We start from the raw sequence: 16,746 nt of genomic DNA, 5'->3' as shown, positions 1-16,746 counted from the left end.
AACTACTTTCTAAATGATAAAAAAAAGCTTGAGAAATTTCTCAAGCTTTTTTTTATCATTTAGAAAGTAGTTACTTCACAGGAATTTTAATTTCGTATAATTTTCTACTGTTGTTATTTAAGTGATTTTCTCTCAACCAAGGATTGTGAATTTTTAGTTCTTTATAAGTAATTCCAAATTTCCTAGCAAAATCAGTAACGTTAGTAATGGCAGTATCTACTTTTATAATAGTTGTTTTATCTGAAGTATACAAATCACTTTTATCAAAAACAAAACCATATTTTTCTGGATTCGAAATAATTTCTTTTAAAGCAAGAATTCTAAATACGTAACGTTCTGTTTCATCTGGCAAAAGCGCATCATAATAATTATTTACTTTTTGTGCTTCGATTCTTTTAGAAATTCCGTAATTACCAGCATTGTAGGATGCTGCAGCTAAGGTCCAAGAACCAAAACGTTCATAAGAACTCTTTAAATATTTCGCAGCTACTTCTGTAGATTTTTCGATATTATATCTTTCATCCACATTATCGTTAATTTCTAAACCATATTCTTTGCCTGTAGTTTTCATAAAGTGCCACATACCAGCTGCACCAACAGAGGATGTTTCGTCGGTAAAACCACTTTCTGCTAGAGCTAAAAATTTAAAATCGTCTGGTAAACCATGTTTTTTTAATAGTGGTTCTAAAATAGGAAAGTACTTATTGGCTCTTTTTAAAAGCAATAAACCATTCGATTGCCAATAGGTATTTACTAGTAATTCTCTGTCCATTCTTTCTTTAACATCATGGATTTCTAAAGGAACGCTTTCACCAGCTAAATTTAAATTCGCAGGCAGTTTTAATGCCTTTATTTTATAGCTTTTGTGCGTATTTTCTGTAGGCTCTACTTCTTCTTTATTGATAGCATTTATAAATAAAAACGTTATTAAAACAACGCTTAGTATAGAAAATACTCTTAAAAACTTATTCATGATGATACAATTTTTTGTTGGTTAAATTTAAGAATAAGAAGTGGCTTTAGCAAGTTAAATTTTCATGAATAATTTTAGAAATTTCCTTTGCTTTAGTAATAATCATGGAGTGATTTCCATTTTCAACTCGAATACAATTGCTAATATTTTTTATTGGAAAAATCTCATCAACTGTTCCATGAATATGCACAACACCTTCTAAAGGTTCTTCTTGTGGCCAATTAATTGCATTTTCAATAGACCACTTAATATAGGTTTTACCTCTAACAGATAAATATTTTTTATAAATTTTCGCTTTTCTTTCTAAAGTTTTACCTACAAAATACTTAGCATAATCTTCGAAGTTTGTTACAATTCTGGTTGGAAATAGCTTATAAATTTTACTTTTTGCTGCTATTTTAAATCTTTTTGGAAGTTCCTTTTTAGATTTTACACTAGAAATGATAATTATTTTTTTTGTCTTTATAAATTTACTCATTTCTTGCACAATAATTCCACCAAAAGAAACCCCTATTAAAACAGCATTTTCATGAACAACATCTTCGGTCATTCTCATTGCATAATTGGTTATAGATTCTTCTACAGACAAAGGTTTTTTCCAAGTTAAATAATGCAATGTATAAAGTTCAGTAGAGAGCTCGATGTTCTCGAAAATTTCTGGCCCAGCAGCCAATCCTGGAATAAGGTATATGTGTTTTTTACTCATTCATAATTTTTAAAGTATATAAAAGCTATTGCAATTGTAGTGCCAAATTAAACAGTTGCTTTTTTGTTTTCAAAATCGAATCGAACTAATCCATCTTCATCAATTTTTGTTAGGGTAATAGAATGCAAAGTATTTACCAATTCAGGATTCCAAGGAGTTTTAACTTTTACATAGTTTTCTGTAAATCCGTTAATATATCCCTCTTTATTTTCGTTTTCAAATAAAACAGTTAATGTATTTCCTAACTGACTTTCGTAAAAAGCTCGCCTTTTTTTAACAGATAAACCTCGTAACATTTTACTGCGTTTTGTACGTATTTTTTTTGGTACAATTCCATCAAAATCTACAGCTTCTGTATTGGGTCTTTCAGAATAGGTAAAAACATGCAAATAAGAAATATCTAATTCATTCAAATAATTATAAGTTTCTAAAAAAAGTTCATCAGTTTCTCCAGGAAAACCAACAATAACATCAACACCAATGCAAGCATTTGGCATCAATTCTTTTATTCTATAAACTCTATCTGTATAAGTTTGGCGTAAATACCTACGCTTCATTTTCTTTAATAACTCATCACTTCCAGATTGCAAAGGAATATGAAAATGAGGCACAAAAGAGTTCGATTTCGAAACAAAATCAATAGTTTCATCTTGCAAAAGATTTGGTTCAATTGACGAAATTCGCAAACGATGAATTCCTTCAATACTATCTAATTCTTTTACCAATTCTAAAAAAGTATGTTCGTGCTTTTTGTTGCCAAATTCACCTTTTCCATAATCACCAATATTAACGCCTGTTAAAACAATTTCTTTAATACCTTTAGAAGCAATTTCTTTGGCATTTTCAATTACGTTTTCTAGAGTATCACTTCTCGAAATTCCACGTGCTAAAGGAATTGTACAATAGGTGCATTTGTAATCACAGCCATCTTGTACTTTTAAAAAAGCACGAGTTCTATCACCAATAGAATACGAACCTACATAAAAATCGGCCTCAGCTATTTCGCAAGAATGTACTTCACCAACATCATTTTTTGTTAAATCGTTAATATAGCTGGTAATATTAAATTTTTCTGTAGCTCCTAAAACCAAATCAACACCATCAACAGCAGCCAATTCTTCTGGTTTTAATTGTGCATAACAACCAATTGCAATTAAAAAAGCATCTTCATTTATTTTAAGTGCATTTTTTACAATCGATTTAAAACGCTTATCTGCGTTTTCTGTAACAGAGCAAGTATTAATCACATAGATATCTGCTTTTTCTGAAAAATCTACACGATCGAAACCTTCATTCACAAAATTTCTAGCAATAGTAGATGTTTCAGAAAAATTCAATTTGCAACCTAATGTGTAAAAAGCTACTTTTTTATCTGCAATCATTCTTGTACTTTTAAGGACTGCAAATTTACAACATTATTAATGATTTTTGAGTGCGAAAGATTAATTGTTAGAAAACTGATTTTAAGTGATTTAAATTCATTTCATAAAATGCAAAGTAATCCAAAAGTGATGCAATTTGCAGATGGTGAAGTGCAATCTTTATCAGCACACAAAAAAGAAATTCTAGAACTCATCAATAAATATGATATTGTAGATAATAATTTTTGGATTTATGCTATTGAAAGAAAAAAGGATAGTAGATTCGTAGGAACTTTAGCCCTTGTGAAAGATGGCAAAGAGGATGAAATTGGTTATCGTTTTTTAGAAGAATATTGGAATAAAGGGTATGGTTTCGAAATTTGCAAAGCCACTATTTCTTATTGCAGAAAAATAGGATTAAAAAAAATAGTGGGTTATGTTGTTGATGAAAATAAAGCTTCAGCTAAAATTTTAGAAAGATTAAATTTTAAAATTGTTAAAAAATTTATTAGTAATGATATAAAATTGCCTGAAACAAAATACGAATTAAAATTATGATTGTAGACCATTTAAAACCACCTTATTTTGCTGTTATTTTCTCTACTATAGTTGAAGATAATTTAGAAGGTTATTTAGAAACTGCAGAAAGAATGGAAGAATTAGCAAAAATGCAAAAAGGATATTTAGGCATAGAATCTGCAAGAAATGAAATAGGCATTACAGTTTCTTATTGGCAAACAGAAGAGGATATTATAGCTTGGAAAAACAACGTAGAACATACAGAAGCAAGAAATTTAGGTAGAGAAAAATGGTATAAAAAATACCAATTAAGAATTTGCAAAGTAGAACGTGAATATGGTTTTACAAATTAATTCTCCCAATTTATTTTAGCCAGAACAGGGAAATGATCTGAATTTTTTTCTGAAAAAGAGTTAAATTTATTAATAATTGCATCTTCATCCGTTAAAATAAAATCGATTCTTAATGGAAACCAATAATTAAAAGTCTTTCCAAAACCAACTCCAGATTCCTCAAAAGCATCTTTTTTGTTATTTGATATTTGATTATAAACCCAAGAATAAGAGGTGTTATTAAAATCGCCAGCAACTATTTTTTTTCCTTTCCAGTTTTTCTCATGCTCTAAAAACTTTTCTGTTTGTTCTGCTTGTTTTTTAAAGCGTTCTTTTAGTCTCGCTATTAATTTCTCAGAATTTTCTTGACCAAAATTTTCTTTGTCAGTATTTAATTCTAAAGATTGTAAATGCAAATTATACACTCTAATGGTATCTTTATTTCTTAAAACATCAGCATAAATAATATTGTTAGAAGTGTTGGTTAAATTTAATGAACCAGAATTTATGATTGGAAATTTAGAGTAAATAGCCAAACCAATAAAAGCTTTGCTATTTTTAGTTTTTACATATTTATATGGATAGTTAATCTGTTGTTTTTCTAAAGTGTAATACTCTTGAAACAGTAAAATATCTGGAGATTTTTCGGCAATAAAATCACTAATATTTTTAGAAATGTTTTCGTCATTAATCCATTTCCAATGGTTAAACATTCTAACGTTATAACTCATCACTTTTAAATCAGTATTGGAAGAAGAATTTACCCCAGAAACTTTATAAAAAGTTGCACTAAAAAACCATCCAATAACCAAAATTATAAACGATAAAAGCAGTTGTTTTTTTAAATTGATTAACCAATACAGAACAAAAATTATATTTAAAATAATTAGGAATGGTACGAATAAACTTAAAATTGCAAATACTGGTAATGATTTTGGCGAAATATAAGGTAATAAATAAGAGAGCAACAAAACTGTTGCAAACATCGAATTGATTATAAAAATAATCTTGTTAATTAATGATAGTTTTTTCACGTTGGGGAATTCTTTTTTTAGCTATTTTTTTCCTTGTTTAAAGAGAAATTCTTTTTCTTGTTTTGTTAAAGTATCATAACCAGATTTACTTATTTTATCTAAAATATCATCAATTTGTTTTTGGGTAAAATCTGTGGTTTCTGTTGCTTTTCTTTTTTCGTTTGATTTGTATACCGTTTTTAAAGGTGATTTTTTTTGTGTAAAAATAGATGCAATTTTATCAAACAAATTTATGTTTTTATTACCGGCTTTTGCAACATAAATATAGCCAAATAAAGCACCTCCTAAATGTGCAAAATGCCCTCCAGCATTTCCTCCAATTAAACCTAAAACATCTAATGTTATCCAAAAAGCAGCTAAATACCAGAGTTTCACAAAACCTATAAAACGTAATTTTAATTGATAGTTAGGCATGTATGTAGTGATACCTATAAATATTGCTGAAATACCTGCAGAAGCACCTACTAATAAAGAAGATCTACCTTCAAAAAGCGGAAAATAATTCTGACTAAAAATGTAAAAAATCCCACCAAAAAAGGTTCCTAAGAAATAGAAACTTAACAACTTTTTTTGGGTAAAATATTCAATAAACAAGTTTCCAATAAAATAAAGGACTATCAAGTTCATTAAAATGTGTAAAAAATCGGCATGCAAAAAGCCGTAAGAAATTATAGACCAAGGTTTTTTTAGTAAAGAATTTACATCATCGTCTAAAGAAAACCACTCAACTAACCAATTTACTTGCCCTTTATACAAACCTTGAATTACACTTATTAACAGGGTTAAAATAAAAACAGCAATATTAATGTAAATGAGTTTTTCTACAATATTACCTTTTGAATATCTATTTTTTATGTCGTCTATAAAACTCATAAACTAGTTTTAAATTGATTTTTTTTCCAATAGTAAGCAATCAAAAAGCCTATTAAAGCTCCACCTATATGCGCAAAATGGGCAATATTACCAACAGAATATTTTGTCATTCCAAAAAACAAATCACCTAAAATCATTACAGGAATAAAATATTTTGCTGCAATTGGCACTGGAAAAAATATCAACGCTAATTTTGCATCTTTAAAATAGAGTCCAAAAGCTACTAAAACTCCATAAATTGCACCAGAAGCACCAACAGCAGGTGTATGATATAAATCGTAAATTTTATCAAATTGTGTTTGTGTTATTGCATCATTTAAATTAAAACCAGCTGTCGTTCCTTTTTCTAATATTGAAATCACATCTGCATTACTTAAACCTGCATTTATAAACAATTCATAAATTCCATTAAACTGATAATAATTAACCAAAGTGTAAATTAAACCAGCCCCAATTCCTGCAGAAAAGTAAAAGAAAATAAATTTTTTCTTTCCCCACATTTGTTCTAAAGGAGTGCCAAAAGCCCATAAACCATACATGTTAAATAATATATGAGCAAAACTGCCATGCATAAACATGTGTGTAACATATTGCCAAATTCCAAAATGCTGGTTCTTAGGAAAATGCAATGCTAAAAGGTTTGTGAAATCTAATTTTAGCAGCTGAGGCGCAATAAAAAATATTACATTTATAATTATTAGATGTTTTATAGCGTCTGTAATTTTACCCATTTTTAACTATTAAATAAATTATCAATCTCGTTTAAGGTTAAGGTTTTAAACGTTGCTTTTCCAAAAGGAGAAATACTAGGTTCTTTGCAAGAAAATAAATTATTTACCAAACTTTCTTGCTCTTTTTCAGAAAGTTGTGTTCCAGTTTTTATGCATAATGTTTTTGCGAAAGATTTAGCCATAACATCAAAATGACTAAAACTTGCATCTGGCACTTCCAAATTCATATCATTTAAAAGTTCTTCTAGAATAATAGTAATTTTACTTTCTGTAACAGAAACAGGGATTCCTTTTATGGTTACACTGTCTTTCGTAAACTCATCAAAAGAAAAACCTGCATTTTCTAGTTCAGATTTTATGGTATAAATCATTTCAATTTCTTGTGATGAAAACGATATTTTTACAGGAAATAACAATTGTTGACTGTTGGCTTCTTTTACAGTAATACTTTCTAAAAACTCTTCATATAAAATACGTTGATGTGCCATTGATTGATGAATTAAAACCACTCCAGATTTTATCAAACTCATTACATATTTACGCTGAATTTGAAAGGTTTTTTGAGTTTTAGTTTCTTGTTGGCTACTAAATAATTCTTCCTGATTTTCATCAGAATTACTTGTAGATGTATACAAAGATTCCCAACTTTGAGTGGTTTGTTCTCTTTTATATGGAAAGCGAATTTCCTTTTGTTCAACTTCTTTAAAAGGATTAAAATCAGGATCTACTGTAATTTTTGGAGAACTTGTTTTTATCGAATTTGTATTAAAATGATAAGGTGTGTCTAAATTAGAATCTCTATTAAAATCTAAAACAGGTGCCACATTGTATTGCCCTAAACTGTGTTTTACAGTTGCTCTTAACATGGCATATAAAGCCTTTTCGTTATCAAACTTTATTTCTGTTTTTGTGGGATGAATGTTAATATCAATCGTATTTGTTGGAACATTTAAATATAAAAAGTAGGAGGGATGTGAGCCTTGTTCTAGCAAGCCATCGAAAGCACTAATTACTGCGTGATTTAAATAGGCACTTTTTATAAATCGATCGTTTACAAAGAAAAATTGTTCCCCACGTTTTCGCTTAGAGAATTCTGGCTTTGCAACAAAACCATGAATGTTTACAATGTCTGTTTTTTCATCAATTGGAACTAATTTTTCATTCATTTTTGTCCCAAAAACAGCTACAATTCGTTGTCTTAAATTGCTGCTTTTTAAGTGATAGACCTCGTTGTTATTATGATGTAACAAAAAAGCAATTGTTGGATGTGCCAAAGCTACTCTTTGAAATTCATCTATAATATGTCTGGTTTCTACTGTATCTGATTTTAGAAAATTTCTTCTTGCAGGGATGTTGTAAAACAAATTTTTTACAGCGATACTTGTACCTTTTGAGGTAGAAATAAAATCTTGAGAAATTACTTTACTGCCTTCAATTTTAATGCTGGTTCCAACATCTTCATCTTCTTGCTTTGTTTTTAATTCAACATGAGCAATTGCTGCAATTGAGGCTAGAGCTTCGCCTCTAAAACCTTTGGTACACAAATTAAATAAATCTTCTGCTTTTTTAATTTTTGATGTAGCATGTCTTTCAAAACACATTCTAGCGTCTGTGGCACTCATTCCTTTGCCATCATCAATAACCTGAATTAAGGTTTTACCTGCATCTTTTAGTAATAATTTTATACTTGTAGCACTAGCATCAATAGCATTTTCGAGCAATTCCTTCACCACAGAAGCAGGTCTTTGTACTACTTCTCCTGCAGCAATTTGGTTTGCTACATGATCTGGTAAAAGTTGAATGATGTCTGACATTATTTTGAATAGAAGATTGATACATCAAAATCTATGATGTATAAAAAAACGAGAACGAGAATAATAATAATGTACATAATAGTTTTGTTAACACCTTTATCACCACTTTTTAGTTCCCCAATAGCCTCTGTAAATTTAGATTTTAAACCTTTGTTTTTTCCAGCTGTTTTTCTAAACTTATCTAACTTATGCTCAATCTTAAAAGGACTTCCTTCTCCTTTATAATATCGAGGTTGATAATCAAATTTTTTGTTCGTTCTTTTTAAAAATCCCATAGTTTCGAAAATAATTGGTTACATAATTATTTGTAAAAATCAATTATTGTACCAATTTAAAAGCTGCTCAAATTTAAAGAATAAAAGGGAATACATCAAGAAATGATGTTAAAAGTATTCTTAAAAATAGCTGATTGTAAAAGTATTAGAAACCAATACTTTCCGAAGTTCTACCAAAATTTTTAATTGCTGCCATTTTAACAGCAGCCACTGCACATTCTATGCCTTTGTTGCCTAATTTACCTCCAGATCTGTCTAAAGATTGCTGTTTGGTATTATCTGTTAACACGCAGAAAATTACAGGAATATCGAATTTTACATTCAAATCTATAATGCCTTGAGTAACACCTTCACAAACAAAATCGAAATGTTTTGTTTCTCCTTGTATTACATTTCCAATGGCAATAATAGCATCAACTTTTTGCGATTGAATCATTTTTTTACATCCATAAACCAATTCGAAACTTCCAGGAACATCCCAAGAAATAATATTCTCTTTGGTCGCTCCACAATCTAATAAAGCATCAAGAGCTCCTTTTTTTAGGTTTTGAGTAATCTCTGGATTCCATTCAGAAACAACAATCCCAAATCGAAAATTTTTCGCATTTGGGATTGTTGCTTTATCATAGTAAGATAAATCTGTTGTTGCCATGTTTTGGTTTTTAGTTCTTAGCTTTTGGTTGTTGGATTGTAACTAAAAACTATAAACCAACAACCAATAACTAATTTGCATATTTTGCAGCATTTATAAATTTATCAATATCAGTCCCTTGGTCTGAAGTTGGATATTCTTCTTTAATTTTTGTGAATAAAGATTCTGCCTTATCATATTTTTTTAACGATAATGCAGTATTTCCTGCTTTGTATAAAAATAAAGGAGTTGTATACTCATTTGCTTTTTCATTCGCAGCTTTCTCATAATATTCTAAAGCATCCTCTTGTTGGTTAATATCAGAAAAGGCATCACCAATTGCACCTAATGCAACAGCATTTAAAGTAGCATTATCAGATTTAAATTTGCCTAAATAATCAATTGCTTTTTCATATTGTTTCATTTGCAAATAAGAAATTCCTGCATAATAATTCGCTAAATTTCCTGCATCAGTATTACTGTAAGAATCTGCGATATCAATAAAACCATATTTACCATCTGCTCCTTCTAAGCCTAAAACTAATAAAGAATCTATACCAGAACCAGCAGTTGCAGCTTCATCAAAATATTTTCTTGGAAAAGCAAGTTCGTTAGAAGCTTCTACTTCATTTGGCTCAACAATGTATTTGTTATAACCCATATATGCTATAAAAACAACTACAATACCCACTAAAGTGTAAAATAATGGTTTGCTATTTTTTTCTATCCATTGCTCAGATCTAGATGCAGTTTCATCTAAAGTATTTAAAACACCAGCAGTTTCGAATTCAGATTCGTCTATTTGATTTGCTTCTTTTTTACCTTCTGCTTTGTATTTCTTCTTGTATGTTGCCATATTTTCTTAAAAAATTAGTGGCGACAAAAATAGTTTTTTTAATTGGATTTTAAAAGGGGTTATTTTGCAAAATTTTCGATAATTTGCACATTCTTTTTAATATTGATTTTATTACGTGTATTTAGAAAAAATTTCTCTTGTAAACTTTAAGAATATTAGTTCACAAACTTTTGATTTTCATCAGAAAATAAACTGTTTTGTGGGTAATAATGGCGTAGGAAAAACGAATATTTTAGATGCTATTTACTATTTGTCTTTTGCCAAAAGTTACTTTAATTCTGTGGCTGTGCAAAATATAAAACATGGAGAAGGTTTTTTTATGATTGAAGGAGAATACCTTTTAAATGATAGAAAAGAAACCATTGTTTGTAGTTTAAAAAAAGGTCAGAAAAAAGTTTTAAAAAGAAATGGCAAAAATTACGATAAGTTTTCAGAACATATAGGTCAAATTCCTTTGGTAATTATTTCTCCTGCTGATAGAGATTTGGTTACAGAAGGCAGTGATACTCGTAGAAAATTTATTGATGGTGTTATTTCTCAGCAAAATAAAAGTTATTTACAAGATTTAATTTCTTACAATAAAGTAGTTTCTCAAAGAAACGCGTTATTAAAATATTTTGCTGCAAATAGAACCTTCGATACTTTAAACTTAAGTGTTTACAATGAGCAATTAGAAAATTTTGGAGCTAAAATTTATGAGGTAAGAAAAACTTTTTTAGAGCAATTTATTCCAATTTTTAATGATAAATATCAAATAATTTCTGGAGATAAAGAGGTTGTGAATTTGGTTTATAAAAGTCAATTGCATGATTTTTCAATGACTGAAGTTTTAAAAAAATCTTTAGAGAAAGATAAAATTTTACAATATACAAGTTCAGGCATTCATAAAGATGATTTGAGTTTTGAAATAGGAGAGTACCCTATTAAAAAATTTGGTTCTCAAGGTCAGCAAAAATCGTATTTAATTGCTTTAAAATTGGCTCAGTTCGATTTTATCAAACAACAATCAAACGTAACACCTATATTATTGCTAGATGATATTTTTGATAAGTTAGATGAAAATAGAGTTTCACAAATTATAGATTTGGTAAATAATGACGAATTTGGGCAAATATTTATAACAGATACACATTCTGAAAGAACAGAGAAAATTGTAAAACAAAGCAACAAACCGTATCAAATTTTTAAGTTATAGTTTTAGTAGTTTAAATTTTTAAGAAAAATAAACAGAATAAAAACTGGCAAAAGACAAATAGCCAAAAGCTAAAAGCGAACAATAATGTCTAAAAGAGAAAACGATTCTTTTTCAATTCAAGATTTAATGAACAGTTTCATTAAAGAAAATAACTTGAGTAAGGGAATGCAAAAAATTAAAGTGGAAGAAACTTGGATAAAAATGATGGGACCAGGAGTTGCAACCCATACAACCTCTATAAAATTGCAAAACAAAACTTTAGTGATACAATTATCTTCTTCTGTTTTAAGAGAGGAATTGAGTTATGGCAAAGAGAAAATTATAAAAATGATGAATGAAGAACTGGGTAGTGAAGTTATTTCTAAATTGATGTTGGTGTAATTGTGTTCAAATCTTTAACTAAAATTACTGGTGTTATAATAATTTTATTAAGTTTTTTTTGGGTTTATTTGACACTTTCCCATCAAGAGTGTAAATTAAAAGCTCTTAATTCAAATATATGAATCAAGAGCTGAAATTGTATAAAAAATTAAATTGATTTAGTTTCTTTTTATAAAAATAAAATCTCCACCTTCATCACCAGTTCTGCTAATGGGTGCGTAAATTGGTCTTTGAATTTTATCGCCAACAGGATTGTTTATTACTGGGTCTTCTATCATATTAAATAACTGACCTGCAGAAAGATAAAGATCTGTATTATTATTTAATCTTTTTATCAAGTATTCCATAAAAACACTTTTGTTTGGCACTGTTTCCAAAGCACCACTTGTTATTGCTTTTCTACTTGGTAAGGCATATTTAGCTTTTACTGCGTTCGAAGCTTTTTCATAACTTCGGGTTCTGGTTAAAATACTTCCACTAAAACAAGCATCAGAAATAAGTAAGGTATGTTTAGAAGGTATGGCTTTAATATAGGTTACAATACTGGTGTTTAAAATGATGTTTTCTTCGAATTCCATATTTGCGTTCGATGGCATCCAATAGCCTTTTTCACTCACTTTATCGTAATTTCCATGACCTGCATAAAAAATAACTAAGTTATCATTTGCACCAACTGTTCTGCTTAGTTTAATGAATTCTCTATTAATTTCATTTTCTGTTGGGTTTTTAAGCACAGTTACATTTTCTTTAGCAAAACTGTATTTGGCTGTTAAAACATCTGCTAAAGATTGTGCATCTTTTGTAGGTTCGTCTTGCAAATCTGCAATGGTTGTATCTGTATATTTACTTACGCCAATAATTAAGGCGTAATATTTTCCAAAGCCAATATCTATTTTTTCTTCAATAGTATTTTCTGTAAAATCTTCTTTATCGATATTTGGAGAAGAGCGTTTTATTACAAACGTTTTTGTTGATGAAGCTTGTTTTAAATCGGTTGCTTTTACAATTAAATCGTTTTTACCATATTTTAGAGGCACATTTGCTGTGAAAGTTCCATCACTAGAAACATTTGCTTCTATACCATTTACGGTTATTTCAAAAATACCATCTGCATCTGTGGCTCTACCCTTCACCAAAATTCTTTTTGCTTCAACAATTTTAAAACCTCTTTCTTGCTCTACAGTTGGTTCTGTAATAACTACAGTAGGAGGATCGTTATAGCTAATGGTTTGGTATTTAACGTCTAAATAATCTGCAGCAATTTTTCTATCAAAATAAATAGTGTAGCCAATTTTGTTTCCGAAAAAGTTTTCGAAGGCTGTTTCGTTTACATATTGATCGTTAATATAAAATCTGAGTAGTTTTCCAGATTTTACAATTTTTATTTTGTTAGCTTGGTTTTCTCCTGTTTTTATTGCTGATGAAGATGTTAGAGGAATAATCTCTGAATACGTATCGTTTTCAAACTTTCTATATTTGTAACTTCCATTACCAGACAAAAGAAAGGTAAATTCGTTTGCAGAATTTTTTCTTCCAAAAGTAAAACCATACATTCCATCTGAGGTGTTTTTTTCGCTGATGGCAGTTTCTAAAATAAAATCTTTATTGGTATCTATATCTAAATCTCTGCTAATAAAAATTCCGCCTTTTGTTTTTCTGGCTAGAATCAATTGACCATTACTCATGTCTACAGAATAATTGGTTGCATCTTCTAAATTCCAATCATTTATATTCGAGTCGAAACTATCGTATAAAGGTGCAGTAAGCGTTTTGGTGTTAACAATTGGTTTGTAATTGTTTGTTTTTACATTTTTAATTGTTAAATAGTCTACTGAAATTTTTTGTTTGTAATAAACACCATAACCAATTCCAGTGCCATAAAAGGGTTCAAAATCTATTTTGGTGATGTAGGTATTATTGATATAGAATTTATAAAAATCGCCATCTTTTTCTATTTTAACAATGTTACTTTTTCCACTACCTTCGTTTATTGTAGCAGATTTTACCCATTTTACAATATCTTCACTTTTATTATTTACAACTCTATTTATTTTATAATAACCTGTAGCAGTAATTAAAAACTGAAAATAGTTGGTGTCCTTTTTACCCCAAAGAATTCCATAAGGTGCATTTGTGTTTCCAAAAATATGTTCGAATTTTGTTTCAATTTCAAAATCTTTGGAGGTATCAAAATATTTGTCAATATGTGTTAACCATCCTTTTTCATCTATTTTGTGTTCTAAATTATAATTTCCGTTCGAAAAGGAAAAATTTACAGTTTCATTATTTGAAGTACTCCAATTATTTATATTCGAATAAAAATCATCAGATAAAATAACATCTAAATTGTTATTATTGTTGTTAATGTTTATATTGTTTGTGTTATTATCTGAATACATAATGCTTAAATAGCCAACACTAATTCTTTGTCTATCATAAACAATAAAGCCAGTTCTATCTCCATAAAATTTAAAGGAATAACTGGTGTGTACTAAATTACTGTTAATGTAATACTTTAAAGTGTTGCCTTCTTTTGTTACATTTAAGTAATTAATTGCATTATTACCTGTTTGGATATAGCTGGATTTTGTCCAATTTTTTAAATAGTTAGCTTTTCCATTTGCAACCTCTTTTATTTTAAAAGAACCTCCAGAGGTAATAAAAAATTCGTGTTGGTTATCGTTGTTTTCTCTACCAAAAAGTAACCCAAAACCATTATTGTTAATTCCGCTAATTTTTTTGAATTGCCCAATTATAGAGAAATCTCTTTGTGTGTCAATTTTTTTCTCAATTGTAGAATTCCAACCTCCTTTGTCTCTTTTATGGTCTAAAACATAATCACCACTTCTCATTTCAAAACTTACTTCTGGAGAGTTTTTCATTGCCCAATTGTTATCATTATTATTAAAACCTTCAAAAAGAATCGTTTTATTTGTAGTAATTAAATTGTTGTTATTCGAAGATGATAATTGCTGTGCTCTAATATAATCTATAGAAATTTTTTGATTTTTATAAAGCGTAATTGCATATTTATCGCCTAGAAAAACTCGATAATCCATGCTGTAAAGAAAATCGTCATTTACTAAAAAAGTAACTGTATTTCCTTTTTTTCGAACTTTTAGAACATTAACACCATAGTTTCCTGTTTTTACCTTATCTGATTTTGTCCAGGCTTGTATGGTTGAATAATTGCCATTTATAGACTCTGAAATACGATAGTAACCATTGGTAGAAAAGCCAAATTCTCTGTAATTCTGTGCGTCTTTATAATCGAACAAAAAAGAAATTGCAGAATTGTCTGTACCCGAAATTTTCTGAATAGATGTTTCAATCTCAAAATCTTCTGTGGTATTTAATCTGGAAGTTGGCGAGCTAACTTGCCAATTGTTATCCATTTCTTTATGATCGAAATAATATCTTCCATTGTAAATTTTTAATTCTCTTATTTCGTTATTCCCTTCAGGCCAAGAAGTAGTTCCATCAAAATTTTCTTCGAAAACATAGTTTTGAGAAAATGTTGAGAATTGAATGAATAATAAAAGAAAAGTAATGTTTTTTAAAATATTCATAATCTAATTTTTATTGATGGTTCATTTCTATAAAAATAGGTACCACTTTTGCTGATGGGTTTGTAGAAGTTGCATCAAAAGCTATGTTTTCTTTGCTAAAAGTTATGTCTGTACCTTTAAACATATTGTAAGATAAAGCGTCTTTTACTCTCGAAACAAAATCTCCAGAACCATATTTTGCCTTATTTACAATATCATCGATATTTAGTTTTTCTTTGCTGTATAAAACGCAAAGAATATCTCTTCCAGGGTTGTTATCAAATTCTATAAAATAGTCTTCATTTGGTAATGCAATTTCGCTATTTGTGTAGCTGAAATAATCGCTAAAATTATCGAAAGGATATAATTTATTCACAGATTTATCTGAAGAACCATAACCAATTAAATACACATAACCTTTCTGCTTGCTTTTTAAATAGATTCTAAATTGCGTTCCAGAGCTGTAGGTATTATTTACTTTGTAAGTCGTTTTTGTCGCCTTTACAATATTAAAATTTCTTGTAGCTCCTTCAGCCAAACTAATGGGCATATTGTTTCCATTGCTTAATTTTAATGTTAATTCACCTCCTAATTTATTGGAAGTATAAAGGTTGTTATTATTAGTATCAATCTTTATTTCCTCTTTATCTTCTTTGTCAATTAGAACATATGCTGTTTTTATTTGTCTTTCAAAATCGGCATATTTTATCCAAAAGAAACCATTTTGGCCCCAATTTGATCCCCAAGAATTCATAATTTCAAAAGCACCTCCAGCTTTGTTATCATCATAACCAACAACAACCATAGCATGTCCATGAGTTCCAGAATTCGGAATCCATACATTTTGGCTATCAACAATTAGTTTATCATATTGAAACAAACCAATTACAACTGGTTGTTTGCTAGAAATTGCTTTTTTAACTTTACCTACTAAATTGTCAGGATTTGTCCATCTTGCCAATCTTTCGTAAGTTAAAATAGTATTTTCTTTTGCTTTTGATGTTGTAAAAGAATTTGGTATAGAAGTGCAAGATTTATCTGTGTAAGGAAAATCTAATAATTTTGCAGCTCCATAGGTATTCATCAATTTCATTGCATTTTCTATATATGCACCCTGACATTGATCATTAACTTTAATTTGATTATATACATATGCAGGCGAAAATGTATTTTGATTGATTTTAGCAGTGTTGTAGTTCCAGTTATTTTTTATGGCATAAGCTATAGTTCTTGCGCCATAAGCACTTGCCCAGCCAACGCAAGAACCTTGCTGACCTTGACTTTGTGGGGTAGGAGCATAACCCTTAATACTAAAAGATTTTGGCAAAGCCGTAAAACTTCTAGTTACTAAAGGTACAGTTTGGGTGATAGACTCATACAGATTTTCATCGAATTTTAAACCTGTTCCAAAATTATCTTGAGAGAAAATGTTTGTTAAGAATAAACCAAAAATGAGTAGCGTTAATTTTTTCATTTTGAATGTTTTAGTGTTACCTTACAAATATCAAAACTAAGAT

At 29.1% G+C, this 16,746-nt stretch carries 16 protein-coding genes; 4 read left to right on the top strand and 12 right to left on the bottom strand.

Annotation, left to right across the window (positions count from 1 at the left end; all coding sequences use genetic code 11):
• Nucleotides 1-70 precede the first annotated feature (70 nt).
• The 3 genes from WAO74_RS08760 to mtaB are packed head-to-tail and all read right to left on the bottom strand — an operon-like array spanning nt 71 to nt 3,061.
• Nucleotides 71-973, bottom strand: coding sequence for a lytic transglycosylase domain-containing protein (locus WAO74_RS08760; protein WP_422161295.1), 903 nt, complete (start codon nt 971-973; stop codon nt 71-73).
• A 46-nt stretch (nt 974-1,019) separates the two neighbouring features.
• On the bottom strand, nt 1,020-1,679 hold the full coding sequence (locus WAO74_RS08755) for an alpha/beta hydrolase (RefSeq protein WP_422161294.1): 660 nt from the start codon (nt 1,677-1,679) through the stop codon (nt 1,020-1,022).
• 47 nt (nt 1,680-1,726) lie between these two features.
• On the bottom strand, nt 1,727-3,061 hold the full coding sequence (gene mtaB / locus WAO74_RS08750; protein WP_422161292.1) for a tRNA (N(6)-L-threonylcarbamoyladenosine(37)-C(2))-methylthiotransferase MtaB: 1,335 nt from the start codon (nt 3,059-3,061) through the stop codon (nt 1,727-1,729).
• Between the two features lie 39 nt (nt 3,062-3,100).
• Here mtaB and WAO74_RS08745 point away from each other — a divergent pair, with 39 nt between their 5' ends.
• Together WAO74_RS08745 and WAO74_RS08740 are read left to right on the top strand one after the other, a co-directional pair.
• Nucleotides 3,101-3,598: a GNAT family N-acetyltransferase gene (locus WAO74_RS08745; protein ID WP_422161290.1), complete on the top strand. Its 498-nt coding sequence runs from the start codon at nt 3,101-3,103 to the stop codon at nt 3,596-3,598.
• Nucleotides 3,595-3,912, top strand: coding sequence for an antibiotic biosynthesis monooxygenase family protein (locus WAO74_RS08740; protein WP_422161288.1), 318 nt, complete (start codon nt 3,595-3,597; stop codon nt 3,910-3,912). Before WAO74_RS08745 ends, WAO74_RS08740 begins: the two co-directional genes overlap by 4 nt.
• On the opposite strand, the gene WAO74_RS08735 is transcribed toward WAO74_RS08740, so the two are convergent.
• From WAO74_RS08735 to WAO74_RS08705, 7 genes are all read right to left on the bottom strand, one after another.
• Entirely contained in the window at nt 3,909-4,925 is a 1,017-nt protein-coding gene (locus WAO74_RS08735; RefSeq protein ID WP_422161286.1) for an endonuclease/exonuclease/phosphatase family protein, read from the bottom strand. The genes WAO74_RS08740 and WAO74_RS08735 overlap by 4 nt on opposite strands.
• 21 nt (nt 4,926-4,946) lie before the next feature.
• Entirely contained in the window at nt 4,947-5,798 is an 852-nt protein-coding gene (locus WAO74_RS08730; protein WP_422161284.1) for a rhomboid family intramembrane serine protease, read from the bottom strand.
• Nucleotides 5,795-6,529: a rhomboid family intramembrane serine protease gene (locus tag WAO74_RS08725; protein ID WP_422161282.1), complete on the bottom strand. Its 735-nt coding sequence runs from the start codon at nt 6,527-6,529 to the stop codon at nt 5,795-5,797. Before WAO74_RS08725 ends, WAO74_RS08730 begins: the two co-directional genes overlap by 4 nt.
• 2 nt (nt 6,530-6,531) lie before the next feature.
• The gene (mutL, locus tag WAO74_RS08720; protein ID WP_422161280.1) at nt 6,532-8,343 is read right to left on the bottom strand and encodes a DNA mismatch repair endonuclease MutL; all 1,812 of its coding nucleotides are present in this window, start codon (nt 8,341-8,343) and stop codon (nt 6,532-6,534) included.
• Nucleotides 8,343-8,618, bottom strand: a complete 276-nt coding sequence (locus WAO74_RS08715) for a riboflavin synthase subunit beta (RefSeq protein WP_422161279.1) — start codon at nt 8,616-8,618, stop codon at nt 8,343-8,345. Before WAO74_RS08715 ends, mutL begins: the two co-directional genes overlap by 1 nt.
• Before the next feature lie 145 nt (nt 8,619-8,763).
• On the bottom strand, nt 8,764-9,270 hold the full coding sequence (gene ribH, locus WAO74_RS08710) for a 6,7-dimethyl-8-ribityllumazine synthase (RefSeq protein WP_422161278.1): 507 nt from the start codon (nt 9,268-9,270) through the stop codon (nt 8,764-8,766).
• Nucleotides 9,271-9,340: 70 nt separating this feature from the next.
• Nucleotides 9,341-10,105 (bottom strand): tetratricopeptide repeat protein, encoded by a 765-nt coding sequence (locus WAO74_RS08705; RefSeq protein ID WP_422161276.1) that lies wholly within the window; start codon nt 10,103-10,105, stop codon nt 9,341-9,343.
• Between the two features lie 115 nt (nt 10,106-10,220).
• Between WAO74_RS08705 and recF the strand changes: the two genes are divergently transcribed.
• A complete protein-coding gene (gene recF / locus WAO74_RS08700; protein WP_422161273.1) occupies nt 10,221-11,300 on the top strand; it encodes a DNA replication/repair protein RecF in 1,080 nt (359 codons plus the stop codon).
• Between the two features lie 84 nt (nt 11,301-11,384).
• Nucleotides 11,385-11,681, top strand: coding sequence for a DUF721 domain-containing protein (locus tag WAO74_RS08695; protein ID WP_422161271.1), 297 nt, complete (start codon nt 11,385-11,387; stop codon nt 11,679-11,681).
• A gap of 158 nt (nt 11,682-11,839) precedes the next feature.
• On the opposite strand, the gene WAO74_RS08690 is transcribed toward WAO74_RS08695, so the two are convergent.
• On the bottom strand, nt 11,840-15,250 hold the full coding sequence (locus WAO74_RS08690; RefSeq protein WP_422161269.1) for a caspase family protein: 3,411 nt from the start codon (nt 15,248-15,250) through the stop codon (nt 11,840-11,842).
• Between the two features lie 10 nt (nt 15,251-15,260).
• Complete coding sequence (locus WAO74_RS08685; protein ID WP_422161268.1) at nt 15,261-16,703, bottom strand: C1 family peptidase; 1,443 nt, start codon at nt 16,701-16,703, stop codon at nt 15,261-15,263.
• Between the last annotated feature and the right edge of the window lie 43 nt (nt 16,704-16,746).

Source organism: Polaribacter sp. (genome assembly GCF_049276715.1).
Classification (GTDB): domain Bacteria; phylum Bacteroidota; class Bacteroidia; order Flavobacteriales; family Flavobacteriaceae; genus Polaribacter.
This window is presented reverse-complemented; position numbering and strand designations above follow the sequence as displayed.